The sequence below is a fragment of the Tolypothrix bouteillei VB521301 genome (assembly GCF_000760695.4).
GTDB lineage: Bacteria > Cyanobacteriota > Cyanobacteriia > Cyanobacteriales > Nostocaceae > Scytonema > Scytonema bouteillei_A.
Map to the genome: position 1 here is coordinate 841,966 of NZ_JHEG04000001.1, position 24,595 is coordinate 866,560.

General features: G+C 38.6%; 20 protein-coding genes. All 20 read right to left on the reverse strand.

The window, feature by feature from the left end; translation table 11 throughout:
- Positions 1-340: 340 nt before the first annotated feature.
- Complete coding sequence (locus HC643_RS03165; RefSeq protein WP_038081148.1) at positions 341-913, reverse strand: WcaF family extracellular polysaccharide biosynthesis acetyltransferase; 573 nt, start codon at positions 911-913, stop codon at positions 341-343.
- An 85-nt stretch (positions 914-998) separates the two neighbouring features.
- Positions 999-2,234: a glycosyltransferase gene (locus tag HC643_RS03170; protein ID WP_038081149.1), complete on the reverse strand. Its 1,236-nt coding sequence runs from the start codon at positions 2,232-2,234 to the stop codon at positions 999-1,001.
- 219 nt (positions 2,235-2,453) lie between these two features.
- Positions 2,454-3,641: a glycosyltransferase family 4 protein gene (locus tag HC643_RS03175; RefSeq protein ID WP_038081150.1), complete on the reverse strand. Its 1,188-nt coding sequence runs from the start codon at positions 3,639-3,641 to the stop codon at positions 2,454-2,456.
- Between the two features lie 46 nt (positions 3,642-3,687).
- The gene (locus tag HC643_RS03180; RefSeq protein WP_038081151.1) at positions 3,688-4,794 is read right to left on the reverse strand and encodes a glycosyltransferase family 4 protein; all 1,107 of its coding nucleotides are present in this window, start codon (positions 4,792-4,794) and stop codon (positions 3,688-3,690) included.
- A 166-nt stretch (positions 4,795-4,960) separates the two neighbouring features.
- Positions 4,961-6,250 (reverse strand): hypothetical protein, encoded by a 1,290-nt coding sequence (locus tag HC643_RS03185; RefSeq protein WP_038081152.1) that lies wholly within the window; start codon positions 6,248-6,250, stop codon positions 4,961-4,963.
- A gap of 34 nt (positions 6,251-6,284) precedes the next feature.
- A complete protein-coding gene (locus HC643_RS03190) occupies positions 6,285-7,562 on the reverse strand; it encodes a glycosyltransferase family 4 protein (RefSeq protein ID WP_167844612.1) in 1,278 nt (425 codons plus the stop codon).
- 57 nt (positions 7,563-7,619) lie between these two features.
- Complete coding sequence (locus HC643_RS03195) at positions 7,620-8,738, reverse strand: glycosyltransferase family 4 protein (RefSeq protein ID WP_038081153.1); 1,119 nt, start codon at positions 8,736-8,738, stop codon at positions 7,620-7,622.
- 29 nt (positions 8,739-8,767) lie between these two features.
- Positions 8,768-9,472, reverse strand: a complete 705-nt coding sequence (locus HC643_RS03200) for an FkbM family methyltransferase (protein ID WP_038081154.1) — start codon at positions 9,470-9,472, stop codon at positions 8,768-8,770.
- 56 nt (positions 9,473-9,528) lie between these two features.
- On the reverse strand, positions 9,529-11,199 hold the full coding sequence (locus tag HC643_RS03205; protein ID WP_050046117.1) for a right-handed parallel beta-helix repeat-containing protein: 1,671 nt from the start codon (positions 11,197-11,199) through the stop codon (positions 9,529-9,531).
- Between the two features lie 2 nt (positions 11,200-11,201).
- Complete coding sequence (locus HC643_RS03210) at positions 11,202-12,332, reverse strand: glycosyltransferase family protein (RefSeq protein ID WP_038081200.1); 1,131 nt, start codon at positions 12,330-12,332, stop codon at positions 11,202-11,204.
- 82 nt (positions 12,333-12,414) lie between these two features.
- A complete protein-coding gene (locus tag HC643_RS03215) occupies positions 12,415-13,605 on the reverse strand; it encodes a glycosyltransferase family 4 protein (protein WP_038081156.1) in 1,191 nt (396 codons plus the stop codon).
- A 42-nt stretch (positions 13,606-13,647) separates the two neighbouring features.
- Positions 13,648-14,811 (reverse strand): glycosyltransferase family 4 protein, encoded by a 1,164-nt coding sequence (locus tag HC643_RS03220; protein ID WP_038081158.1) that lies wholly within the window; start codon positions 14,809-14,811, stop codon positions 13,648-13,650.
- 332 nt (positions 14,812-15,143) lie between these two features.
- Positions 15,144-17,507, reverse strand: coding sequence for a glycosyltransferase (locus HC643_RS03225; protein WP_237265822.1), 2,364 nt, complete (start codon positions 17,505-17,507; stop codon positions 15,144-15,146).
- A 39-nt stretch (positions 17,508-17,546) separates the two neighbouring features.
- Positions 17,547-18,749, reverse strand: coding sequence for a DegT/DnrJ/EryC1/StrS family aminotransferase (locus HC643_RS03230; RefSeq protein WP_038081159.1), 1,203 nt, complete (start codon positions 18,747-18,749; stop codon positions 17,547-17,549).
- Positions 18,742-19,716, reverse strand: a complete 975-nt coding sequence (locus HC643_RS03235; RefSeq protein WP_038081160.1) for an SDR family NAD(P)-dependent oxidoreductase — start codon at positions 19,714-19,716, stop codon at positions 18,742-18,744. Before HC643_RS03235 ends, HC643_RS03230 begins: the two co-directional genes overlap by 8 nt.
- Positions 19,706-20,686 (reverse strand): methionyl-tRNA formyltransferase, encoded by a 981-nt coding sequence (locus tag HC643_RS03240; RefSeq protein ID WP_038081161.1) that lies wholly within the window; start codon positions 20,684-20,686, stop codon positions 19,706-19,708. Before HC643_RS03240 ends, HC643_RS03235 begins: the two co-directional genes overlap by 11 nt.
- Before the next feature lie 13 nt (positions 20,687-20,699).
- Positions 20,700-21,701, reverse strand: a complete 1,002-nt coding sequence (locus HC643_RS03245; protein ID WP_038081162.1) for a hypothetical protein — start codon at positions 21,699-21,701, stop codon at positions 20,700-20,702.
- Positions 21,701-22,807 carry a DegT/DnrJ/EryC1/StrS family aminotransferase gene (locus tag HC643_RS03250; RefSeq protein ID WP_038081163.1) on the reverse strand — a complete coding sequence of 369 codons (1,107 nt, stop codon included), beginning with the start codon at positions 22,805-22,807 and terminating at the stop codon, positions 21,701-21,703. The genes HC643_RS03245 and HC643_RS03250 overlap by 1 nt, the downstream gene beginning before the upstream one ends.
- Positions 22,804-23,841: a Gfo/Idh/MocA family protein gene (locus HC643_RS03255; RefSeq protein WP_038081164.1), complete on the reverse strand. Its 1,038-nt coding sequence runs from the start codon at positions 23,839-23,841 to the stop codon at positions 22,804-22,806. The genes HC643_RS03250 and HC643_RS03255 overlap by 4 nt, the downstream gene beginning before the upstream one ends.
- Before the next feature lie 133 nt (positions 23,842-23,974).
- Positions 23,975-24,574 carry a hypothetical protein gene (locus HC643_RS03260; RefSeq protein WP_050046118.1) on the reverse strand — a complete coding sequence of 200 codons (600 nt, stop codon included), beginning with the start codon at positions 24,572-24,574 and terminating at the stop codon, positions 23,975-23,977.
- Positions 24,575-24,595 lie beyond the last annotated feature (21 nt).

Genomic DNA, 24,595 nt, shown 5'->3' on the forward strand with positions numbered 1-24,595 from the left:
AGTATCGTACATTTAATTTCTTTGAGATCTTTAGAAGTGAAAATAGCAAAATTCACTATCTAAAACTGTAGGCGAAAGGAGTTATTGCTACGCATCGCTTCACAAATGACAACCTTATGAGCATTTTAAAGTCAACACATTTAAATATAATTAAAGTATTTACCGAGAATATTTAAATTTATAATGAACTTCTTAGATATTTTCTCATTGCTCGCCCGAATGATTTGATATGCAAACTTTGCGATCGCCTCATTCCAAGCTACCCTTTCCCTAATTTTGGGTTCTGTAAAACTAAGGAAAAGGATATTTTCTCTTTAACTGTAAACCCGTAAGCTTAATATCAAGTTTGATGAAACCTGTTTAAGCTTGGGCTTTCTGGCTTTCTTTGCTTGATCGGTTGAGCGGGGTTGCCTGCGTAAACTGTCATTGGTTCTAAAGAACGCCCAGCCACCCCACCAAGAGTCAATACGCTTCCCGTTCCAACAGTCACTCCAGGTCCAATCGTTGACTTTGCTGCAATCCAACTACCTTCTTGAATGTGGATGGGAGCTGTTATCAGTTTAAAATTTGGATGGTTCCAGTTATGATTCCCGGTACAAAGGTAAACACCTTGAGAAAGGCAAACGTGGCTTTCAATAGTGACATGAGCTAAGTTATCAATCCAAGCGTCTTCCCCAATCCAAACAAAATCACCAACAGTCAAACGCCAAGGAAACTTTATCCGTACTCCTGGTTTTAAGCGAACGCCTTGACCGATTTGTGCTCCAAAAGAGCGCAGCACCCAAACTTTTATTGCAGAAAAAGGGAGCGCACGGCTTTCTACTAAAGGCGAACCTAGAAAATACCATAAAATTTGTTTCCAGTAAGAAGCACCAGGGGTATAACTACCAAGGGAATATCGATCTAAACGCATAGGGTAAGTTACTAAGAGAAGATTCAAGACTGGCTCTTGTAGAAGAAGTTAAAATAAAAATCCAATATTTTTTTAATCCATTTCCTTACTCCTCACCCCTCACTTTCAACTGCTGGCGAGAGGCTTTTTCATTGCTTAAGACAAGATCGGTTGACAAAGGCTTTTGGTTAACAATAGCTTTATAAACTCTTGTTAACTTTTCAGCAGCACAATCCCAGGTATAGTTTTGGAATATGAAATTACGAGCGCGGTTACCCATTGCTTTTGACATTTGAGGATGACTTAAACATTGAATCAATCCATCAGCAATGGCATGAGTATTGATATCTACAATAAGTGCTGCTTTAGCAATTTCTGCTTCAGGAAAATTGCAACCAGTAGTAATCACACATGGTAACCCTGAAGCCATACCTTCTAGGACAGACATACTAAAACCTTCTGAATATGAAGGTGCAACATACAAACTAGCAGCAGCCAGGGCTGCATATTTCAACGAGCCTGTAAGCATACCCGTAAAAGTCACTGCATCCAAACAACCTATTTGCTTAAAAGCAGTTTTCACTTTAGGTAAATACCCGGTACTATCCGGACCGGCTACAACTAAATGAGTTTGAGGGAATTTTTTATGAACTTTTGCAAATGCAGGAGCTAGCAAGTCCAGACCTTTTTTAGGGTCGATACGACCAAGAAACAGAATCAAAGTTTTATTTTTTGTAGAAGGAAATTGCTGGTAAAAAATTTCTGGATCTGGCAAGCTTATAAATTCTTGTCTGTGAACTCCATTAGGAACGACGATAGGATTTTTCAATCCAAGAGACTTAACATGACCGGCTTCAGAATTAGCAATCACTTGGATAGCTTTTGCTTTCTGTAGTGCTGGCTTTTCAATGAGATTAAAGTAAAATTTCTTTTTCCAGGCTTTGTATGATAGTGCCCAAGGTTCTAACATTCCATGAGGGGTCATAACATATGGAACTCGACGCTGCTGGCAAAGCCAATGAACGAAGGAAACAATTGGAGCAAAAATTGTATTTGTATGGACAAGATCGTAATCATTAATATGCTCAATTAACCATTGAATTAAAGGTAAACTAATAATGAAATCATTGCGATTCCAGCAAGAAAAGTATTTGATTCTGTAGTTTTTAACTTCTATCCATTTATTAAGAGGAACTGTGAGTTTCTCTGACTGATTGGCGTTTGTCGTAATTAGATCGATTCTAGTTCCAAAACTGCTGACTGATTCAACTAATTCTTTAACTGCCTTAGAAGTCCCACCATAACTGGAGCCAACATAAGGAGTGAAAATTAAAATTTTCATAACAAAATACTTCTGTTGATAGGTTTATACACAGAAAAAACAATTTCTATTAAGACTTAAGCAATGTCAACGCTATTTTGGGTATTTCACACTTTGCATATCGCTCCAACGTACCCTAACAAATTGTCTATTTGTAAGTCTTTTTTATATGAAAAGACGATTGAGAAGATAGTATTTTCTGTAAAAATACTATAAAAATTGAATGTTTATGAAAAAGACTCATACTAGAACAGCCTTCTTATTGGACATTGTGTATGTAATATCAATTGCCTTTAAAAGACCATCAGCAAAATTTTGAGGACTGCACTTCTCTACAATCTTTTGACTTAATTGCCCCATTTTTATTCTTGAAGCTGAATCTGTTTGATGAATAGCTAATAGGGCACGCGTCATATCTTCTTGACTTTCTGGATTGAAAAGCAGACCATTTTGGCGATCGCAAACAAGTTCATAGGCTGCTCCTACAGTGCGGCTGCATAAAATTGGCAGTCCAGCGGCACAAGCTTCATTAACGACTAAGCCCCACTGTTCTTGCAATGCAGGATGCACAAAAGCATTAGCTAATCCATACCAATATCCAAGTGCTTGATAAGGAATAAAACCAGGCAAATGAACACAGCCCTGTAATTTGTTTTCTAGGAGCAAATTGCGAATATACGGTTCTTCTTCTCCACTACCACAAATTACAAGATCCCATGCTTGTTCGGCACCAATTTTCTGGTGATAAGTGGTAAAGGCTTTTACAAGACGGGATACATTTTTGCGTTGGAGTAAGCGAGTAACAACAATAAAATAAGGTTTGGTAGGAATTCCAGGGCATTTTTGCCTTGCCAAAGATGAATCGAGCCTTGCTGCTCGAGCACTTCGAGCAAAATAATCATTGTCAACAGCATCGTAACCTAGAAAAATTTGTTCTTGAGGAAAACCTAACTTTATTAAATAATCACGGTGTAGTTCTCCACCAACAAGTGCCGCATCATACTGTCTGATATAAAGCCAAAATTTAAGTTGCTCTTTCCACCATTGCCGTGTTTCATCATCCCACTTTGTTTCGCTCATCACAATAGCAGGTACTTGTTTGCGTTTGCACCACGTTAATGCAGCACGCGATACAGGAAATCCCCATCCGGGGATAACAACAATATCTGGTTGAAGATTGTCAAGAAATGAAGGTAATAAAGAAGCAGCACTCTCTTGGGTATAGTTAAGATTAGCAGTTTTAGAGACTAGAGTCTTTAGAGGAAACGTTATTTCACGCTTCAAGTCTCCCCAAGGATGTTCTAAGGTATTATCTGTAACTTGGACTGCAGTTAAACTCCACCTTTTTTGTTGACAGGCAGAATGTGCAGCACGCAGTCTAGCAGCATGATAGCTACCAACATTCATAAAAAGTATAACGATATGCATTGCTCTCGAAAAAATAAAGTGTAATGGTCTTAAAGATTTGTATTGCTTAATTTTTCAAAACTTTGTGAAAGACTTCTAAATACTTTTGGACATACAATTCATTACTAAATCGGTTTCGAATCAGTTCTAGTGAAGTCAATTGAAAGTTTTGGTAAACTTCATGATTTTGTATGAGATGTAAACAATATTCTGCCAGTTCATTAATATTATGTTCTTGAATTAAATAGCCATTTTCTTTATGAACTAGAACCGAGTTTGTCCCTCCTTCTAAGACAGAAGCAACTACTGGAATTCCATAACCCATTGCTTCCATGACTGTACGACCAAAGGCATCAGAATTAGAATTAAATAGCAATAAGTCTACTGCTTGATAAAAAGTATCTATTTTATCTTGCCAACCCAAAAATTTGACTTTATCTGATATCCCTAAATTTCTAGCAAGTTCTTCCAACTCTTGACGAAGCGGACCGTCACCAGCAATCAGGAAAAAGACATTTGGATAAGATTGACAAACTTTGGCGCAAACCTGCAAAAAAACATCAAACCGCTTTCGCTCGATCAACCAACCAGCATTACCAATCACAAAAGCGCGATCGGGAATTCCAAGAGTTTGACGAATTAAAAGTTTTTTATCTTTGGTAACTAACGGTTGTAGTTGAGTTGAATTTTCAATTAAATGCAATTTGTGTTTGAGAAAAGGTGCTATCTGCGCGGTTTGCTCAAGTAGATAAGGCGAATGACAAATAATTGCATCATATTCATCTCCAAAATATTTATAAAATATTTTCCATCTTAATAAATTGGGATTATTATACTTGTGGCAAAAATGAATACCAAGTATTTTTTTATGTTTATTACCTTTGATACTGAGACAACCCGTAAGGGTTGGACCTGTAACTAAAATGATATCACCGGAAAAGCATTGAACTTTGCGTTTTAAAGAGAGATGAGACTTATAACCAAAAGTTCCTTCATAGGAGTTATCGTTTACAGGTATATTTAAATCTACAAATATTTGTTTACCAGAACCTGCCGGTGTAACGCTTTGTATCTCCCATTTCATACCTCTATTCTGAGTTTCATTGACTAAAATGTAGGCAGATTTTTCCATGCCTCCAAGGTTTAAACACTGAATTAAATTCAGAATTTTCATATTTTATAGAATGGTTTCACAATAAAAAACTATCGGACAAAGTCCAGTTACTAAGCCTAAAGCAAAGGTCTATCAATTCCAACAAAACAATTTCTTCGAGCAAAGCACACGATACATCAAGATTTCCTGTATAAAGAAACTGGTTTTATGTTTTTAAGAAAGAAACTTATCTTTCAAATTTTTGCGATTCAATATACGAAAAATAATTCTTCTTTCTTGCATATAAAGTCACCAAACCTATAAAAATAGTTTGAAAGATAGCTTCTTGTAGAAATCTTCCTATACCGTGTGTCAGACCAACCATTGCTGGACTTACAAGCCCCATATAAAGAATTCTACTAAAAGTACTTTTCTGATAAACAGATGATATCCAAAGATGCTTGAACAGGTAAGCTATCAATCCAAAAGTAAAGCATCCAAAGTAACTAAATTCTAGAAAAGAATCGCCAACACCAGTTATAGTGTAACCGTTAGGTATAGTATAACCATAGAAAGAGGAAAGATACTCAACATAGCGATCGAATAAATTCAGTTGTAAAGATTTTTTAAATTCAAAACCTACAATTTGTCCGGGTACATATTGAAATATAATGCTATCCCAATAACCAGAACCATAACCATATAAACCTGTACGTTCTACTACGTCCATCAATAATGCTGCATTTCTGATTTCTAAAAGCTCTCCTTTTAATAATTGGTTAAATGCCTTTTGAGCGATCGCTGACACTGCTTGCCAATTACCACTAAAGACTAAATCCCAAAAACCACTACGTACTTCACCAAATAGAGGAATAAGAATAGTCATAAAGATTAAAGCGGTAATGACTGACCATCTTGGTGGGATTAAGCGACGCGCCATCCACAAGGAAAGACCTATGATAATTATCAGCGTCATTGTTGGTTGACGACGACCACCAAGAACACTTTGTAATAGAGGCCAGCCAGAAATGACTGTACAAGTTAGATTAATAATATTAGGACGTTTCAATAATTGCAAAAGAAAAATTGCGAAAGCAATATTTATAACCTGACCTAAAAAAAGATATATGGTTGCAGGTCCGGTCCAGTTACCATTTGCTGCAGTTTGGACCGCAGTACGAGAAAGTAAAAAATTAAAGAAATAGCCCTGAGCCATCAGAGCCATCCCTCCTATAAATAACTTACGTTCATCAATCGCAATATTTAAATTTGACAACCAATTTCTATTCGGTTTCATCTCATAACCGATAAAACAAGCACCAGCACACATAGTCGAAAATAGTAAGACTCGTTCTACTGATACTAAAGATGCTGCACCTGGATTATGAATCAAAGCAAACGCTTGAGGTAGCAAAAAGGAAACAAACATACTACCCATAAAAAATGGATATTGGTAAATTCGTTCTACACAAATCACTCCCCAAGCTAATAAAGCGATGCAGACTATAATAAATAAATTCAGATACAATTCAGCCATGAAATAATATAATTTTCTTAATTGCTGTAAAACATCATTTTGTTAAAGACATTTGAATTTTCTTTTGCTGAAACGTTACTATCTGCCTGAGTTTGTTTTCTGATTCTTGCATTAAATTATCTAAATACTCTTGTGTATTATTTGTGGTTGAAAAAGCTTTTTTAGTGGTATGCATATGCAAGAGTTGATTGGCAATTGCATCTATTTCTCTAATAGGGACAATAGCACCATCGATTCCATCTCTGACGATCGAGCCTGAATTATCAGTAGTAATAGTAGGAATACCCGCAAGCAATGCTTCATAAGTTACCATCGCTGAACCTTCGCAAATAGAAGGAAGTACAAATACATCAGCCCAATTGTACAAATCTTTCATTTCAGCACGGGGAACTCTTCCCAAAAAAGTACATACATCGCTGTACTCAGTAACACGCTGATAGTTAATTTCCAAGGAACCTACCACTTTACACGTAAAAGATATTTTCCCTTTGATTTGTTTGAGAGCTTTGAGTAAATAGGGAATTCCTTTCCGCAAGTTTACTGAACCAACAAATAAGATTTTCAACGTCTCATCGTCGTTTTGCTGTACACTTTTAAGATATGAATTTTGTATCAAGCTTCTTTCTTTTAAGCGACCTAATGGTAAAACAGATATCTTTTCTCCATCCACACCCCTGGCTATTAGAGAATTTTTAACAAAACTAGAGCCACAAATAATTCGATCTGCTAAGTCTTGCTCGCGTTGTTCTCGTTCTAATAGTTCCAAGTCAGCCTCACCTACTTTAAAAGGTGAGAGTGACCAACCAGGCCAGCGCTGCTCTTCTTCTAGTAAAAGTTTGTGTACGAGTGACCATTCAGCAAGTGTTTGATCGAGAACACAACGAATACCTCGTTTTTTGGCATATTCAAATAGTTCTAGACATGCACTATTAAATCCATAGATAGTATTGGCATCTCCTAAACCATGTTGAATAATTTGTTGGCAAAATTTTTGTCCTGCCCAAATATATATTTGGGGTGCTTGTTCTGGTGGAGCTTTCTTTAAAGCTTGGAGATACTGATATCCTAATTTTGGAAAGTGAATAATTTTTGCATTTTGCAATTCGGGCTCGTATCGATCTAAACCTTTTTTTAGGGCATTGGGAAGATGATTGTAAATTCTAGAATTTCGCAATTTACCAGTCAATTTGTTATGACCTGAGTAAAAGTCAGTATAGAGCCTATCTAAAATACCCCAACGATGAAATAGAAGAGGTTCTTGATAATGTTTTCTGGCTCCTAGTTGTGCCACTAAAATTTTTGAATATGACATCTTAAATTTAGTTTTTTAGTTAAAAATGCTGTTTATTTTATAGAAAACTTATTACAGTTATTTAAGAGATTTCAGTAAATTACTGTAGCGTTCTCCTACTTTTTCGGGAGCATACCGCTCAAGATATGCGGAACGGATTGTTTCTGGTGAGACTAACTGTTGCTCAATTAACTTTCCTATTTCCATTAGGCTATTAGCAAAGTTATCCGGGTTGGCAGATGATACAATTCTGCCCAAACGGGAATCAGCTAAAATCTCTGGTAATGCACCTGCTTTTGTAGCTACAATTGGTCTACCACAACCCAAAATTTCTAAGGCTGCCAGACATTGTCCTTCAATATGAGAAGTAAAAGCAAACACATGACATGAAGCGATCGCATCCTCTACGTCTTTATTAGAGACATTACCATAAAAAACAACAGAGGATTTAATCTCTAAGTTTTGAGCTAATTGTTCAAGTTCATTGCGTAAAGGACCATCACCAAAAATATGTAAGCTTGGCTTTCGATCTTCTCCATGTACAGAATTAGATTCCTTGATATACTGCTTTTGAAAATTACAAAAAGATTGCAGTAGTAAAGGAATATTTTTATCTTCAACTAATCTTCCTAAAAAACCAATTTTTAAATTTTCATTTTTTGGAAAAGGTTTAAGTTCACCAGGAGCATGAGGAATATAAGGAATAACTTCAATTTGTCCTTTGTATCCAATTGTATGTAAATCTTCAATGAATGAGGATGACTGCACTAAAATCATATCAAAGATATTGAGTGCTTCTAAAAGACGCTGACTCTCTACCTTCGTCTGTGGAGGTAAGGGTTTGTAAGGAGTTATATAAATGAAGTGCGTAAAAGAAGCTTTTGCTCGAAGCCGTTTTAAGATTGGAGTAGGAAAAAGTTTACCAAACAGTACTGCATCAGCTTTTTGAAGCTGTTGAATACCTATTGTCAAAAGTATCCAATCTGGCAAATTCCATTTACAACCCCAACGCCAAGGACTTTGAAAAATTTGAACTTTTGCATTCCTAAGAACTTGAAGTAACGGTGATGTTTGACCCCAACATAGAAGCGTACAACGATAACCTTGGCTTTGCAGGTAGCTAAGCAAATTTTTCCCAAAGGTTTCTATGCCACCTACTGATGCAAAACCACCAAAGTAGAACAATATACTTTTCATTTTTTATATTGTGGAAATGTTTTTTTCATTCACTTAAACAATCTCATAAACATTCTTATAAAACCTCTAACATACTTAGAGAAATATTTAATATAAATGAAATTTAGCAAAGGGATTTGACATTGTTTTTTATTAATAAATAAAACATCACCATTATTGTATTTTGAAAATACTACACAAACAAAATCTAAAGATTTTAATCGCTCTTTTATGGCTTCAACTTCTTTTTGAATGGGAAATGCAAAATCATGGAATTCAACAGTCAATTGTTTGATTTTACATAGTGTTTCATCACTTATTGAATTAAAGAGATCGATTTCTGCACCTTCAATATCTACTTTTAGCAAATCTACACTTTGGATATGGTGCTTTTTCAGAAAGCTTTCCAAAGAAATTCCTTCAACAGTAATCTTTTCTTGTACAGCACTAACAGCCCAGTTCCCTATATGATTGTATTCTGGATTATCTGTTACACAAAATTTTACTGGCTCATTTGAGTGGGAGATTGCATAGTTAAATTTTCTAATTAAATGTGTTTCCTGAATCTTTTTATGTAAAGAAGGTAGAGCTTCTACTGCATAGCACTGGCATCCAAATTGCTGACTAACTTCATGAGAGAATTGACCTAAATGAGCACCTAAGTCAAGAACCACAGAGTTAGAGTTAACTAAATTTGCGTAAAAGTGATGACCTCTAATTGAGATCAAACCAGATATATCTTTGATAGATTTCATAAGCTTAATTGAGGTTGTTTATTGATTGACTTCTTTCAAGGCGTTAAGATTGCGTACTACATGGATGTATCATATGAAACTTCGTACCATGTCAGGTCAGATTTTTGAAATTTCAGTCTTAGCCGTTCACCTTTACCGCTCAAATATCGATCGCCGTGACATTTAACAGTAGTAGAATTTTGAGGAAATTTTACTTGTGCGTCACTCGCACCACCTACAATCAAAATCTCTTGTCCGTTAACATAGTGCTTGGTACTCATATCTACGCTAATGATTGAATTACCTGTATTGTTCAGTACTACAATTTCTTCACATTTTGGCTCAATAATGTATGGAGGGCTCTGCCAGAAATTAGCAATTCCCTGTAATTCTCGTCGTTCAACATTTATATATTGATTGTTGCGAAATAATGGTCTCTCATTTGTTAGGCTAGCAGATTGTTCGGGAGTCCGACAATTTTCAAATTTATTGTCTCCTATAACTATATTTTGTAATTCTCCAAAATAAAAGATACAGGCAGTTTTTTCAAGTTTTTCATTAACAAAATGTGTATTATTGTAAATATAAATATTGTTATTTTCTCCTGTTAAATTTGCTGTAACCGTTGGATGGTTTTCACCAATAATTTTGTTGTTTAAGAATTCAATATCATTGTTTTTACGACTTGTTAATAAAGCACTATCACAATCACGAAAAACATTATCTTTAATTAAAACATGATTGATATCAAAAGCACAAACTCCAGAGAGAGATTTAGAAAATGAACAGTTAGTAATAATATGTTTGTTAAGCGCTGGAAATTTACCAAGTGTTAAAACTAAACCATGATAAGTAGAGTCTTGAAAGATACAGTTGTCGAAATAATGAGATTTATTTGGTGATAAAGCTGCATTTTCAACCCAAGCGGTTGCCGTTTGAGAAAATTCACAGTTAGTTACGATTAAATCTGCTTCAATACTCAGCAAAGCTCCATTAGAACCATGCAATTTACTATTAGATATAATCACTTTTTGAATTCCATCTCCACCACCATAAATGACCTCTCCTCTAAAGTCATGCACGTAAACAGAATCAATAGTGATGTTGTCTAAAGAGGTATTAAAATCTAAAACAATCCCTTTATGGCTCAGATCCCATCCATCTCCAGTCAGTGGATCGGCTGGCCATTTATTATTCCCTGTGAATCCATTTGTACCACCACTTAATTCTAAATTTCTAATGACAACATTTTTTCTTGGTTGTCTGGGATTTAGAGTACCTTGAATCATAATTCCATGACCCCTGACAACATTTCCATCAATAACAGAGTAATCTCCGCTACTATGAAGGATTGTTTTTCCAATACCATCACCAAAAAGTACGATATTATCGTAGTTAATAATTAGTGAAGATGGTTCTTTAACAGTTAAAGACGGCGGAGCAATTTGATATATACCTGAGGGTATATAAATATTTCCTCCACCTATTTTACCAACTGAATCAATGGCAGATTGAATAGTTGCCGTGTTGGTCGCAATAGTATTAGAGTCGTTCGTAAGACCAATTGTAAGTGTTCCAAATTCTAAAACATTGACATAATTTATAGGTAAATTTTGAGCTTGTGCAGCCTGCATCAAATTGAAATTTTTGGCTGCTTCTTCTAATGAGGAAGCGTTACGTAGCGATCGTAAGATACTAGCGAAGGAGCTTAAACTAATAAGAGCGAGCAGAGTACGACGAGCCAACATAACTACAATTGTACTAGTAATTTCTCAAGACTTTGAGCGCGAAATTGCCAAGTATTTTGCTGAGCAAAACTCAGTTGACGTAAGCTTTTTTTGTAGACTTCAGGATTTTTATAAGAGGCTAGCTGCTGGCGTATGTACGTGACTGCATCTTTCGCATTATGAAAGATCGTAATCCATTTAGGATACAAACGGCATTCCGGGATATCGGTGCTGAAAATCGGGCGACCGCTAGCAATGCCATCCATAATTTTTGTAGGACAAGCTGCTTGATTAAAGGAGTGATCTACTACGTAGGGAATCCAATTGATTGCAAAAGACCAGTAATAGTGTGCAACTTGGTCAGATGGCACTTTCCCAACATTACGGACATTAGGCAATTCAAACACTGCTTTAAGAGCTGCATACCAATCTGCACTTGTTTCTTCGGCAGATACGTCGATACCACCAACAAAAACAAAGTTGACTTCCGGGCAAGCTTTTACTACATCATAAATTAATTTCCAGTCTAGGCGATTGCCTAAGTTACCTACATATCCAACTGTCATTGCTTCTGGAGATTTTTCTGGCTGATGATTTAAATAAGTGTTTACAACTCCATGTGGATAATGGTGTATGCGATTGCTTGCATAGGGATGAATTTTTTGAAGCGCTACAAGTTGAGAGTAGGAAGAGCAGAGCGTAATGGCAGCCCGTTCAATTAATTCTTTTTCTTGTGCTAAAATTCGATCTTTGCGGCTAGGTCGATAAAGAACGTAATCATCAAAATTATAGTATATTAATCGTTCTGATGGCACTTTGCGAACCCAAGGTGCAAAATGTGGTTCAGAAGCTATGACCCAGGGGCTTTCTCCTGAACTCTGTTTCAGTTGTTGGCACCAGTTTTTAACGAGCTGTTGTAAGTAGATTCTAAATAGCTTTTCTAGTTGTCCTGCATAGCCAGTAGGCAATGTGTTAATGGACCTTTTGAGCAGAGATGGGGGATTACGGCTAGACCAATTGGGACGGAGACGATAATAAGTTCGCCAATCATAAAAATGCACAGCGTGAGTGTGGTATTGCTGAGCTAGAGCTTCTGCCAGACCATAAGCCCAAGGACTGTTTGCACCTAAAAATAAAAAACTAAGTTTTTGCATATTTTCCCGACCTATAACAATCCATATCATTCCCCTAAGATGTAGGAATAAAGATTGGCTTTTTCAATTCAAAAGTGAAGTTTTACCAACCACGCAAATCTCTAAGCCAGTAGCCAAGATAAGGCGATCGCCCAATAAATTCTCGAATCGCTAAACGTATGCGGGGAGGTATTCCCTGAAAACGGCGGATTGGAGGTTGATAAGCTGTTGGTTGCTGACCTTTCTTACTTCTTTCAATTGCTTGAAGAGTCGAAACTTGATGAATGAGAGATTCATAGCCTTTCCACATAACTGCTGCATTGAAGTTGGAGTGTGCGCGTTCAATCACGGCAGAATAAAAAGTCTGATAATGTTCACAAGCGTACATAACTTGTGCTGCCAAGGCTCGCATTTTACCTAAAGGTACAAACAGCCCTGTTTTACTTGCGGTAACAATTTCTTTTGTTCCAGTATTAATATCCCAAGCAATTGGTACACATCCCATACTCATCGCTTCAATAGTTGCCATACCAAATGGTTCAACACGACTCAGCATGAGCAGAACCTTAGCTGATGCAGCGACAGAGAAGACGCGATCGCGTGAAACATGACCGTAGACACAAATACGATTGGAATGAGGAATCTTGTCAATCTTAGCCCTAAACTCTGGCGTTACATGACCAAACCAGTGTAGCTTTCCTGCAAAGCCAAGTTTAACTAGCTGTTTCCATAACTTGAGAACGTCAAACGCCCCTTTTGTTGGATTATCGCCACCTAAAAATACAAGTTCATCTTGCCGTAAATTATTAAGTTGTGATTGTTCGGGGAAGACACAGCCGTTATAAATGACAGAAAGTTTCTCTGGCTGTTGTAAACGATCTCGAAATTGAATAGCGACGGTCTCGGATACAGCAACTATTGCCTCTAAATTTTCTTCTTCTTTAAGAGCTGTCTGCCAGTACTGAGGAGCAGTGTCATGGACAACATAAACACATTTAGTGTTTGGAGTTACATAAGGAATGATAACATCAAATTCCCCACAGGCATTAAAAAACAATACGTCCTGTGGATTCTCCTTCAGCCATTGCAGTAAAGCTGCGGGAGCTTCTGGAGCTGAACCATACAGCCCTAAAGAATCAACTCGGAAATTATTCTCAAGATCTATCTTACTAGGCGTCGCAAGCAAGAGCATGGTTGTCTCAAATCCTGCTTTTGCAGCTTGCTGACAACAAGACAGAGCAACAGGCGATATCCCACCACTGCGATCGCTAGGAATTAGCCAACACAATTTCATTGTTATTAATATGAAAAAAGTACTTCACGATTTTACAAACAATCAGGATGCTCCCACCAATTGAGAGCGGTTTTGGGGAGAGATTAATTCTTCAGAATTAGCGCATCTGTGAATCATCTCAATGTACTGAGGACGCAGCCTATCCCAGCTGAATCGATTGTAGACGCTAAGGTGGCGAAGGTAATATTTAGATTCACTAAAACCTTCTGCCAAAACTTGGCATATCAAACCCGTTAAACTGTTCGTTAATTCAAAATTTGCTAAATATCCCTCCTTACCTACTACGAATTGAGTGATTGGATAATCATGGGCCAGACAAGGTAAACCATGAGACATTGCTTCTACAAGGACTCGCGGTAACCCTTCACGCAAAGAAGCAAGCACAAAGATATTGGCAATTTTATAGTAATTAGAAACCTCATTATGTTTAACAGTTCTTACTTGAAAATTATTATTCCCTAATAATTTCATACCCAATTCAATCACTTCAGATGATTCTGTATCTTTTTGCCCTAATAATAAAAGATAAGGTCGTGGCTCAGGTAGATTAGCAACCTCTCGAATGAGATAATCCATCCGCTTATGAGATTTATCAATCATTCCCACAGAAAGGATTAAGGGCTGTTCTTCTGGTAGTCCAAGCTTACTGCGTAAATTTTTGCGTTCAGTAGATGTCAGTATTTGTAATTGAGATGGAAGGTGAAAACCATAAGGAACTAAACTTTGTTTTTCTGCTGCTACTCCCGCATCTATAGCGGATTGCAAATGAAATGGAGTCAATTGCTGGATGTAATTCCATCTTGGAAAAGGCGGGTCTTGTGGAGAGCCATTAGAAAATAAAAGTTTGTATCTTTTTTTCGTGAAACGTCGCCAGTGCCAAAGGGCGTGTCCCAAGTTAATATCACTAAAATAGATTATATCTGGATTTTGTTGATAGATATATGGTAGTAAACTCAAAAAAAATGTCGATTGTTCAATATTATAGCCAGTTCTTCCAGTTAGTTTGCCCAATTGATTTGCTTTCCAGTCACTACGCGGTAAATTCCACAATGTAACTTCTTTCTCTCGAGTACCTCCATCTCCCTTAAAGAGAGTTAGCTTAAGAGAAGGTTCATTTGCCAATACATTAAAGCATTCTTGCGTAAAAGATTCAAAACCACGTTTTACACGACCCAGCCCCGAACAGGGCATAAAAACCTTAATCATTACGGTACCTTGGGAGATTAACTACTCAAAAATTTGTTGTTTGTGGAGAAATTAAGTTTCTCCTCGCGTAAATCATGTAACGCTGCTGCGATCGGGGAATTCTATAGCAATACTAAATCATTTGTAAAATTCTCTCTTGCCCCTTTTCCTTAGGCTCTTTGCTTCTTTGCAGTTTATAATTTTTACAACTCAAATAAGACTACTATCGAACGCCGATACAGTATTGCCAAAAAACCGTTTTCTTCAAGTTTATTCTACGAGATATAAAGATATTCGAGCTAGAAAGAACGTTTTTTTGTCTTCATTTTTATTTCTGTACGACGCTCTAGAGGCTAGTATTCAACTTGTTTAAAGATAGCATAGCCACTACGTAGAGAGGGATTCTGAGCGACTAGAGTATAGTTTGGATCTATAAGAAGTCTGTGATGATTCTTGTAATTCTGAAAGGTACTAGTATCATCAAGCACGAATAACTTTGCTCCATACACTTCCTCTAACTCATTACTAAAATTTAGTTCGGAAGCATCTATTAATACTAAATCAAAAGAATCAATCGCATATTTTTGTTTAATTTCATTAATACAATTATTGAGCTTACCAGGAAAATCTTCTGATGAGAAAAGTGAAATTTCGTGAAAATTAATTGAAGAGATAACAGAATACTGCTTTTCCAATTTGACAAAACTAGGTTTTGAAATGTTTATACAGAATGTGGAGGGATGATTTGGATTCTCTCGAATGCCTGTTAAAAAAGCCTCAGTGGTTCCCTCTCCAGCAGATGCTCCAATAATAATTGCTGTCTTGATATCTTCTTTTCCTGCAATTCTTTGAATGGTGCTAAAAAATTCGTCATTTCTCATTTCCGAAAAACGGTAAGGCAGAAAATAACCGAATCTCTTTTCCAAAAAACGCAATATATCGCCAGCTATTGACTTGAAGTGCAAAATCAACTGTTTGCTAAGTGTAATATATTTGGGTTCTATAATTGGTTGAGTTTCTAAATTTTTTAGGAAATTTTTTGAGCCAGTAGTAGGAATAGAGGTTTGAGAGTTTGTTAACGAGCTGGGAAGATAACTATAACCATTTTTTGGTTCTTTGAAAAATCTAATTTTTGACTCTAGCACACTGTCTAACGTTTTTGCCCAATCAACTTGTTGAGAATTATGCAACATTATGGAAACTTGCTGAACCCACTCATCAAAACTTCGGTGGGGTAGTTGATGAACACTAAAGCGGTACTTTAAGGGATCGCTATACGCTAAATTTTCATTCTCTCTCGTACTTTCTAATACATTAATAATCCAACGAGTACGGTCAAGCTCTGGATGCTTAAGTGATGGAAATTCATTAGCACACTTTATAGCTTCTTCTAATTTTCCTTGGCAGAGAAGGGAAATAATTAAATAAGCCCACTCGACTGGGTCAGGATCTAAAGCTTTATAGTGTTCAAGAGTTTGTTTAATCAGTGGGAGAATCCACTCGTATGCCTTTGCTGGCTTTCCTTGATAAAGATTACATAGTGCTAATCGCAGTCTTGGTTCGGGTATCCAGAATATATACCCCAGGCAACGAAGATATAAAGTTTGTGCTTCTTCATACTGACCTGTCCAAAGTTTTTCATCCCCCTGCTTCAGCAGCATTACATCTAATCCATTACAGTGGATAGGCGAATTTTTAATTTCTGATGAGTTTTCTACAACGATAAGCGGTTTGAAAGGATTGGTCTGAACAATCTTTTGATTGGGTTTAAGATTTTTGTATAGATTAAACCATTGGAAAATTTGATCTCGTTGTTTTAAAGTGTGTTGAGAATGAACCAATTGATACCCAGCATTAGTAATTTTTTCTAACTCATCTAAATTTTGAAATAGATAGTCAAGCTTATCTAATACATCATGTTCATTAGCAAAAACACAATTTTGCATATCAATAAAGCCACAGGCTTCCAAAGCTGATGTTTTTTCTGTAATGAGACATGATTTAGATGCTGGTATTTCAAAATGTTTGCGAACAACTTCTTTTGCAACTGTACCACAAGTAGGTACAAACCAAGAAGCGTTTATTGTACGGGCATATCGCTCCCCATACATCATGCGTGTTGTTAAACGCTCTGTATATCCTAAATGCGGGCAAATGAGCGATGGATAATTCTGGGAAACAATTTTATAGATTTGTTGACGCCAAGGATACAAATGATGTATGTGCCCGCTAAACAAAATTGGTATATTTTTAGATTCACTGTAATCCTTAAATATGTCAGCATCAACAAAATTTGGCCAGACAAATAAGTTTTCAGCAATCTCAGGTGTATGTTCAGCTGTAGTGGTGCAAATGGAAAAGAAGGTTTCAATACCCCAATGTTCCATATCAGAGAGAAAACCTGCACGGCAATCGCACCAGGAATCTCCGTTATGAAATCCTAGCTTGGGTATTTCTGGGTATGCCGAAGTATTTTTAATACTAATTCTGCAAGAATCAATATATTTAATACCACTTTCAAAAAGTGTTAAATCTGGTTGATACTTATCACAAATCTCCTGATAGTCACAATCCTCATTAATAACAATAACTTCAAAAAATTCGGATAAACACTTGACGTGTTGTTTGATGTGCATTTGGACGAACTTAGCTGTCTCTTTATGTTTCCATTGAAAAAACACAAGCTTAGGCTTAGTCATCTTCTCTATCTTATCCATACAATTTCTTTGCTAACTCCCAATCATTGTTAATAGCAATCAAACCTCACAGATTCGTTTTAGTGCCTTAACCACATAATTTTGCTCTTGCTCAGTCATTTGATGGAACAATGGCAAAATTATAGAACGCTCTTGAGCTTGTTCGCTTTCAGTTAAGCGCTGACACTTTCCCTTTTGGCAATCACAGTTATGGCGATCGATTCCACACAACCAATTTTCTCTCTTGTAAGCACTTTCGCGATGAGCGCACATAATTCCACGTCGTGTTGAAATACCTGCATCTAACATTGCCTGCATGACTTGCACTTGGTCACATCGCTCCGGTAACCTCACACAATAGCTTTGCCAATTACTTCTCACCCATCTAGGCTCTGTCGGTAATTTCAACCCTGGTACATCTGCCAACAATTCCTGATATCGCTGTGCTAAGTAACGACGACGTTCCACAATTTCCGGTAACCGCTTCAGCTGTTCGCGCCCCACTGCGGCTTGGATATCGGTCATGCGATAGTTGTAACCCAACATGGGGTAAGACTCGAAAATAACTTGCTTGGCACCATGACGCACTGTATCGGGAACGCTCATCCCATGTTGTCGCCAAAGGCGAAACAGCTTATCCCATTCAGGATTGTTTGTAGTTATCATCCCACCATCACCAGTGGAAATAACTTTACGGGGGTGGAAAGAGAAACAAGCGATATCCCCATGGGGTTTGCCAATTTTTTCCCATTGTCCATCCCAAAGAATTTCACTGCCGATCGCACAAGCAGCATCTTCAATCACTGGCAACTCGTAATGACGGGCAATATCCAGTATGGCTTTTAAGTTACAAGGCATCCCCATCTGATGAACAATGAGAATAGCACGAGTGCGCTCGCTAATTGCCGATTCAATTAATAGCGGGTTAATGTTATATGTCTGCGGTTCAATATCTACAAAGACGGGGACTGCACCGCAGTAACGAACACTATTAGCAGTAGCGATATACGAATGACTGACAGTAATCACCTCGTCCCCAGGCTGAACACCTACAGCTAATAGTGCGAGGTGCAGTGCCGTGGTGCAATTAGACACAGCACAAGCATAATTTGCCCCCACATATGCTGCAAACTCCTGCTCAAATGCAGCAACTTCCGGTCCTTGAGTCACCCAACCGGATAAGATCGGGCGCTTAGCTGCCTCAGCTTCTTCTTCACCCATCCACGGTTTGGCAATGGGAATATTCTGTATTTTCTCAGACATTGCTTGTTTCCTTTGTCAGCTTTTGTTCCTGCCACCAATTAACCAAACGAGCCAATCCTTCTTCCAGAGACACTTGTGTCTCAAAGCCCAGCAATTTTTTGGCTTTACTAACATCTGCCAGTCGGCGCTGCACGGGGTTCACTTTACGTTCCGGACCGTATTCTGGTTTTAGATCTGACCCCATCACTTTAGCCAAACTATAAGCCAGGTCATTTAAACTAGTTTCAACACCACTTGCAACATTAAAGACCTCATCTGTAACATCCGCTTTCGCAGCCAAAATGTTAGCTCTAGCAATATCTTCAATGTAAACAAAATCCATGGTTTGCTTGCCATCCCCAAAAATCAAGGGTGGCTGACCTGCGGCAATGCGATCCATCCAGCGAATCAGAACTTCAGTGTATACACCGTGAATATCCATGCGCGGACCGTAAACGTTGAAGTAGCGCAACCCTACGTAGTTCAAACCGTACATATCATAGAAACTGCGTAACAAACCCTCATTAAATGTTTTAGCTGCGCCATAGAGGGTGCGGTTATTATAGGGGTGATGGGATTCTGTCGTCGGAAATTCTTCTGCCATACCGTAAATGGAAGCAGATGAAGCCGCAACTACCTTTTTTACCCCTGCCTTGACTGCTGCTTCCAAGACATTAAAAGTACCATCTGCAAGTACTTCCAACGCCAGACGCGGTTCTTCAGCACATTGAGTGATGCGAATAGCTGCTTGATGAAAGACGACATCCACACGTTGCATGACGTCATCTAAGAGTTCGCGATCGCGAATATCACCTTCAACAAGAACTACGTGACCGTTTTCTCTTGCCCAAGCTAAGTTCTCGCGTCGCCCGCGTGTAAAGTTGTCTACAATAACGATCTCGGAAGTTCCCTCTTTAACTAGCAGATCGGCTATGTGCGATCCAACCAAACCTGCTCCACCTGTAATCAAGACTCGTTTATTTGGCATTTTCTTTTAACCTGATTATTTCCTGTTCCAGAGTTTGAATGCGTTCTAGTAGCTCAGATGCTCTGAGACCTAAAGTTGTTTTAACTGATTTAATGACGTTTGCTGCTGCTGTCTTTTCTTCACCTTCAAATTGAACTTCATAAATTCTCAGCACTCCATCACCTGTCAGCACATCAACATAACCTTCTTTTTTAGCTCGGTTGATGACTCGACCTGAGATGCGTCCTACATAGGAAGGAGGATTCTTAACTATCTCGGCTTGCCATATTAACAATTTTCGCCCGAGTAAGTATGTATAAGCCCCAGGGAAGGGAAAGACTAATGCCCGAATCAGACAGTCTATACTTCTTGTTGGTGCAGACCAATTAATTTCACCATCTTCAGGAAGGCGAGTACAACCATAGGTAGCTTCGGCACTATTTTGCTCAGTTCCTTGGTAACCTTGCAATAATTTAATAACCGTTTCTCCTAAATGCTGTTGCTGAATCTCATTTAACTGGTGATACAGATCGGCTACAGTATCGCGATCGCGAATGGGAATAAGCTTCTGAAATAGAATATTACCCCCATCTAGTTCAGCACTGAGCTTGTGAATTGTAATTGCAGCGCAAGGTTCATCATTGACAATTGCCCAATTAACATTAGCGCGACCCCGATAATGCGGTAAGGGAGAATAATGAACATTGACAAAGGTAGACAATTCAATCAGATCTGGTGGCAGAATGTAGTTATATGATGAAACCACCACACAATCTGGCTGAAATTTTAATACTAGCGATCTAATCTGCTTGGTGGAAGTTTCTGAAAAGATTGGAATACCTGCTTGGCAAGCAAAGTTAACTACAGGATCGTCTGTCTTGGAATCGGAACTGACATTTCTGACTACCGCTTGAACGTGGCATTTAGAAGCTAAAGATTCTAAAGCACTTAAAGTGGTAATACCCATTCCAATTAAAAGGACATTAGCCATTTCCCATCTACCTTTACAACAGTTGAACAAATTTCATTTCTGCATCGTTGGAAGATTGCCGCCAAATCACTTCTGCTGCTTTCAATCCTCCGGCTTGCAGGCGGATAATTGGTTCTGGTCCCACTGCTGATGGCAAAATCCCCATATGTCCTGGTTTTGGCTCAACTTCCGGGCATACAGGTATGTTGTGGGAGAAAAAGGCAGATCGATCTATGTCTCCCCAGTACTGAGCAACCAACGCTCCAGGCCAATATTTGGCGATCGCAGTTGCATCTGTTGTAGAGAGTAGCGGTTCAAAGCGCGGCTGCAAAGCCACTAAGATAGCATCGTATGTTTTATCTGTAGGAGCTTCTGCCAAACTATCAACAGTATCTACACTAGCACCAGCATTGACTAAACCCCGTTCGATAAAGGAACGAAAAGGGTTATCGCACAACAGCAAAATCTGACTTTTGTAGACCGCGATACCAGCGTCTAATAAAAGCTTTACCGCCATTATTCCCAAAAAGGAGAACACATCTACAGATAGATGCCGCTCGTTCACACCAACTACATTTATATTTTGCTGGCGACAAGCTATCAAATCCACGTCTTCTGGTCTAAACTCCCAAGCCTCATACATTAACCCAATAACTGCATTTGGCTTCATCCAAGCAATCATCTCTGCGTTAATAGGACGCACGTGACCGCTATTGGTAATGATGTCTGCTTGAGCGACAACATCTTTTGATTTATTTGTGAGAAATTCAATGCGATCTCTGACCCCTGCAATTTCAGCTATTTGCTGTACTTCTGCTTTTACCTGTTCTACAGAACCATAACGACTGTCACGAGCGATCGCAAATACCTTGTCTGCTCCTGCCATTGCTGCCAAGACGGGCGTGACTGCATATGCTCCAGTTGCGGCTTCAGTCAGTACTGTCATGTTTTGAAGTTGCAAATTGCAGCCCTGAATTGCTTGCCGCATTAAAGTAACAAGGCGATGGGAATTTAAACCAGGACGAGTATCGGACATTAAACTTTTACCCCTCGAGCAATTTTGATACTATCCGCAACGGTATGAATTTGTGCTGCTGTCAGTTCAGCGTACATTGGTAGCGAAAGAACTTCTTTTGCCACTTGTTCTGAATGAGGAAAATCTCCCGGCTTGTATTCTAAGTATGAATAAGCTTCTTGTAGGTGTACTGGAATGGGGTAGTGAATCCCTGTTTGAATGCCTTGTTCCTGTAAACTCTGTTGCAGTGTATCGCGTTGCTGTAACGCGATCGCATAAACGTGATAAACGTGATGGCTGTAGGGCATAACAGTTGGAGTTGTCACACCCGCGCTTGCCAATAATTGGTCGTATAGCGCTGCGTGAGTTCTCCGTGCTTCAGTCCACTTATCTAAGTAGCGTAACTTCACCCGTAAAATAGCTCCTTGGATACCATCCATGCGATAGTTGTATCCCCTTAAAACATGGTGATATCTGCGTTCTTGTCCCCAGTCACGCAGCATTCGCATAGTCCGGGCATATTCGGGATTGCTGGTGACAACCATGCCTCCCTCTCCATAAGCACCCAAGTTCTTACCGGGATAAAAACTGAAACATCCTATATCACCCAGACTACCAACTCGTTGCCCTTTGTATTCTGCCCCATGAGCTTGAGCCGCATCTTCTATGACAACCAGGTTATAACGTCGAGCAATTTCCAGAATGGGCTCCATATCTGCTGGCTGACCGTACAAATGCACCGGCAAAATAGCTTTAGTGCGTTCGGTGATTGCTTGTTCGATTTGGGTAGTATCGATTGTATAGGAAACAGGGTCAATATCTACGAAAACAGGTCGGGCACCAGTATAATAAATTGCAGCAACGGTGGCAACAAAGGTGAAAGGTACGGTTATGACTTCGTCACCAGGACCAACACCAGCTGCTAGTAGTGCGAGGTGTAATGCACTCGTACCTGTATTGACAGCAATCCCGTAATCAGCCCCGCAGTAGCCGGAAAATTCCTTCTCTAAATTGGCTACCTCATCACCTAAAATAAATTGAGTGCTTTCCAGTACGTTGAGAACAGCAGAATTGATTTCTTCTTTAATACTGGTGTACTGAGCCTTTAAATCGACAAATGGAATCATGCTGCTACCCTCGCTAAATCTAGTTCAACCAATCGACCTTGTCTCTTCATAGACTGTGAAGCCGCTTCAAGAATCCTGACGACTTGCAATCCTACTTCTCCGTCTGTAATGGGACGTTCGCCTTTGCGAATGCAATCGAGGAAGTGCAATGCTTCTACTCGAATTGCTTCTGTCATATCTAAATGCGGTGCCCACATATCTCCAGCGCGATAACCAATCAGCATCTGGTATACGCTCTCAGAATTGTCTTTGATTGTAATTCCTTTGTCGTAAATCTTGACTTTTTCACTGGGTTCTAAGTCATCGTAAACAATCATTTTTTGCGTACCGCCAATTAACGTGCGGCGTACTTTCACTGGTGCTAACCAGTTTACGTGGATATGAGCAATTAAATTACCTTCAAAGAATAATGTCAAGTAGGCAATATTTTCCGGTCCTCCAGAAACATGACTCATACCCGTAGCAGAAACGGCATATGGTTGAGATGACAGTACATAGTTCATAATTGCAAGGTCGTGTACTGCCAAGTCCCAAATGACATTAACATCATGCTGAAATAGCCCTAAATTGACTCGAACAGAATCGTAATAGTAAATATCGCCTAACACTTTGTTGGCGATTAGTTCTCTCATTTTGCGTACAGCACTTGTGTACACAAAGGTGTGATCCACCATCAGCACTAAATTACGCCGTTCTGCTTCGTCGATCAGCCTCATGGCTTGATCGGAGGTGACTGTCATTGGCTTTTCAACAAGTACGTGCTTGCCTGCTTGTAAAGCTGCCAATGCTAGGTCAAAATGTGTACTGACTGGTGTTGCGATCGCAACAGCATCGATTTTGGGGTCAGAAAACATATCTCGGCAATCCGTCGTAACTTGGATAGAGGGATAGCGAGATTGTACCTTCGCCAGCAATTCTGGTTTAAAATCACTGACCATTCTCACTTGAGAACCAGGAATTTCTGCAAAATTTCTTACTAAATTTGGTCCCCAGTAGCCATAGCCAATGACACCAATCTTGATGTTGCTTTCCATGATTTATCACTCACTATTTTATAAAAAATGAGACCTTTAGAGAAAGGTCTACAAAGCGCTCGGTAACCGTAGAAACAGGTAACTGTACGCAAATAAAACTTACTAAAGCCAGAAGCTTTTCAATTGAAAAAAATCAAAAGCGTTTTGATGAACTTCTGCCCTCGATCTGCTTCAAGCCAATCGTTAATGCAACTCCAAGCATTCCCAGAAGGAAATTGTTTTCTGGAATGCGTTGGGGTTGTTTAACCGTAAATAAAGCATAATTTGCTTTCTCGTTTCCTAAAGTAAAAATGTCTTGGCTTTCCCCTCTAAAATTAGACCACCTCGTAATATAGTCATCTATTTTGTTGACTATATATAGCGATTGATTGCTAGCTATTATGCCTCTATAAGGAACTAAAACAGAGGAGCTATTGTTAACTTTTGACGGAACTGTAGGCTGGGTATTTAGCAACAATTCAATGCCATTAGCAACTTTTCTAGCTCCTTGTTGGTTGTTCCAAAAAGTAGGTGTATTAAAATCAGGATTGCTAGGGAAACCAAACAAGTTAAGAAAAGTATCAGATTTGAAGGTGATATCATAAGTAATGCCATCAGCTGTGAAGTTTTCAATTTTACTGACATTACCCGTGCCATTGTAGATAATTTGAGCGGCTTGAGCAGGAGGAACAGTAGTTGTAATGGCAAAACTACTGATGATAGACATCACGCTACAGACTAGTTTTGAATTCATGAGTTGTCGTTAAGGCCTAGT

What these genes read in the sequence shown, in the direction of transcription:
- HC643_RS03180 (WP_038081151.1), bottom strand. Translation starts at nt 4,794, where the DNA reads ATGAAAATTCTGAATTTAATTCAGTGTTTAAACCTTGGAGGCATGGAA.
- HC643_RS03200 (WP_038081154.1), bottom strand. Translation starts at nt 9,472, where the DNA reads ATGAAATCTATCAAAGATATATCTGGTTTGATCTCAATTAGAGGTCAT.
- HC643_RS03185 (WP_038081152.1), bottom strand. Translation starts at nt 6,250, where the DNA reads ATGGCTGAATTGTATCTGAATTTATTTATTATAGTCTGCATCGCTTTA.
- HC643_RS03210 (WP_038081200.1), bottom strand. Translation starts at nt 12,332, where the DNA reads ATGCAAAAACTTAGTTTTTTATTTTTAGGTGCAAACAGTCCTTGGGCT.
- HC643_RS03225 (WP_237265822.1), bottom strand. Translation starts at nt 17,507, where the DNA reads ATGGATAAGATAGAGAAGATGACTAAGCCTAAGCTTGTGTTTTTTCAA.
- HC643_RS03230 (WP_038081159.1), bottom strand. Translation starts at nt 18,749, where the DNA reads ATGTCTGAGAAAATACAGAATATTCCCATTGCCAAACCGTGGATGGGT.
- HC643_RS03240 (WP_038081161.1), bottom strand. Translation starts at nt 20,686, where the DNA reads ATGGCTAATGTCCTTTTAATTGGAATGGGTATTACCACTTTAAGTGCT.
- HC643_RS03165 (WP_038081148.1), bottom strand. Translation starts at nt 913, where the DNA reads ATGCGTTTAGATCGATATTCCCTTGGTAGTTATACCCCTGGTGCTTCT.
- HC643_RS03205 (WP_050046117.1), bottom strand. Translation starts at nt 11,199, where the DNA reads ATGTTGGCTCGTCGTACTCTGCTCGCTCTTATTAGTTTAAGCTCCTTC.
- HC643_RS03170 (WP_038081149.1), bottom strand. Translation starts at nt 2,234, where the DNA reads ATGAAAATTTTAATTTTCACTCCTTATGTTGGCTCCAGTTATGGTGGG.
- HC643_RS03195 (WP_038081153.1), bottom strand. Translation starts at nt 8,738, where the DNA reads ATGAAAAGTATATTGTTCTACTTTGGTGGTTTTGCATCAGTAGGTGGC.
- HC643_RS03245 (WP_038081162.1), bottom strand. Translation starts at nt 21,701, where the DNA reads ATGTCCGATACTCGTCCTGGTTTAAATTCCCATCGCCTTGTTACTTTA.
- HC643_RS03260 (WP_050046118.1), bottom strand. Translation starts at nt 24,574, where the DNA reads ATGAATTCAAAACTAGTCTGTAGCGTGATGTCTATCATCAGTAGTTTT.
- HC643_RS03255 (WP_038081164.1), bottom strand. Translation starts at nt 23,841, where the DNA reads ATGGAAAGCAACATCAAGATTGGTGTCATTGGCTATGGCTACTGGGGA.
- HC643_RS03250 (WP_038081163.1), bottom strand. Translation starts at nt 22,807, where the DNA reads ATGATTCCATTTGTCGATTTAAAGGCTCAGTACACCAGTATTAAAGAA.
- HC643_RS03235 (WP_038081160.1), bottom strand. Translation starts at nt 19,716, where the DNA reads ATGCCAAATAAACGAGTCTTGATTACAGGTGGAGCAGGTTTGGTTGGA.
- HC643_RS03175 (WP_038081150.1), bottom strand. Translation starts at nt 3,641, where the DNA reads ATGCATATCGTTATACTTTTTATGAATGTTGGTAGCTATCATGCTGCT.
- HC643_RS03215 (WP_038081156.1), bottom strand. Translation starts at nt 13,605, where the DNA reads ATGAAATTGTGTTGGCTAATTCCTAGCGATCGCAGTGGTGGGATATCG.
- HC643_RS03190 (WP_167844612.1), bottom strand. Translation starts at nt 7,562, where the DNA reads ATGTCATATTCAAAAATTTTAGTGGCACAACTAGGAGCCAGAAAACAT.
- HC643_RS03220 (WP_038081158.1), bottom strand. Translation starts at nt 14,811, where the DNA reads ATGATTAAGGTTTTTATGCCCTGTTCGGGGCTGGGTCGTGTAAAACGT.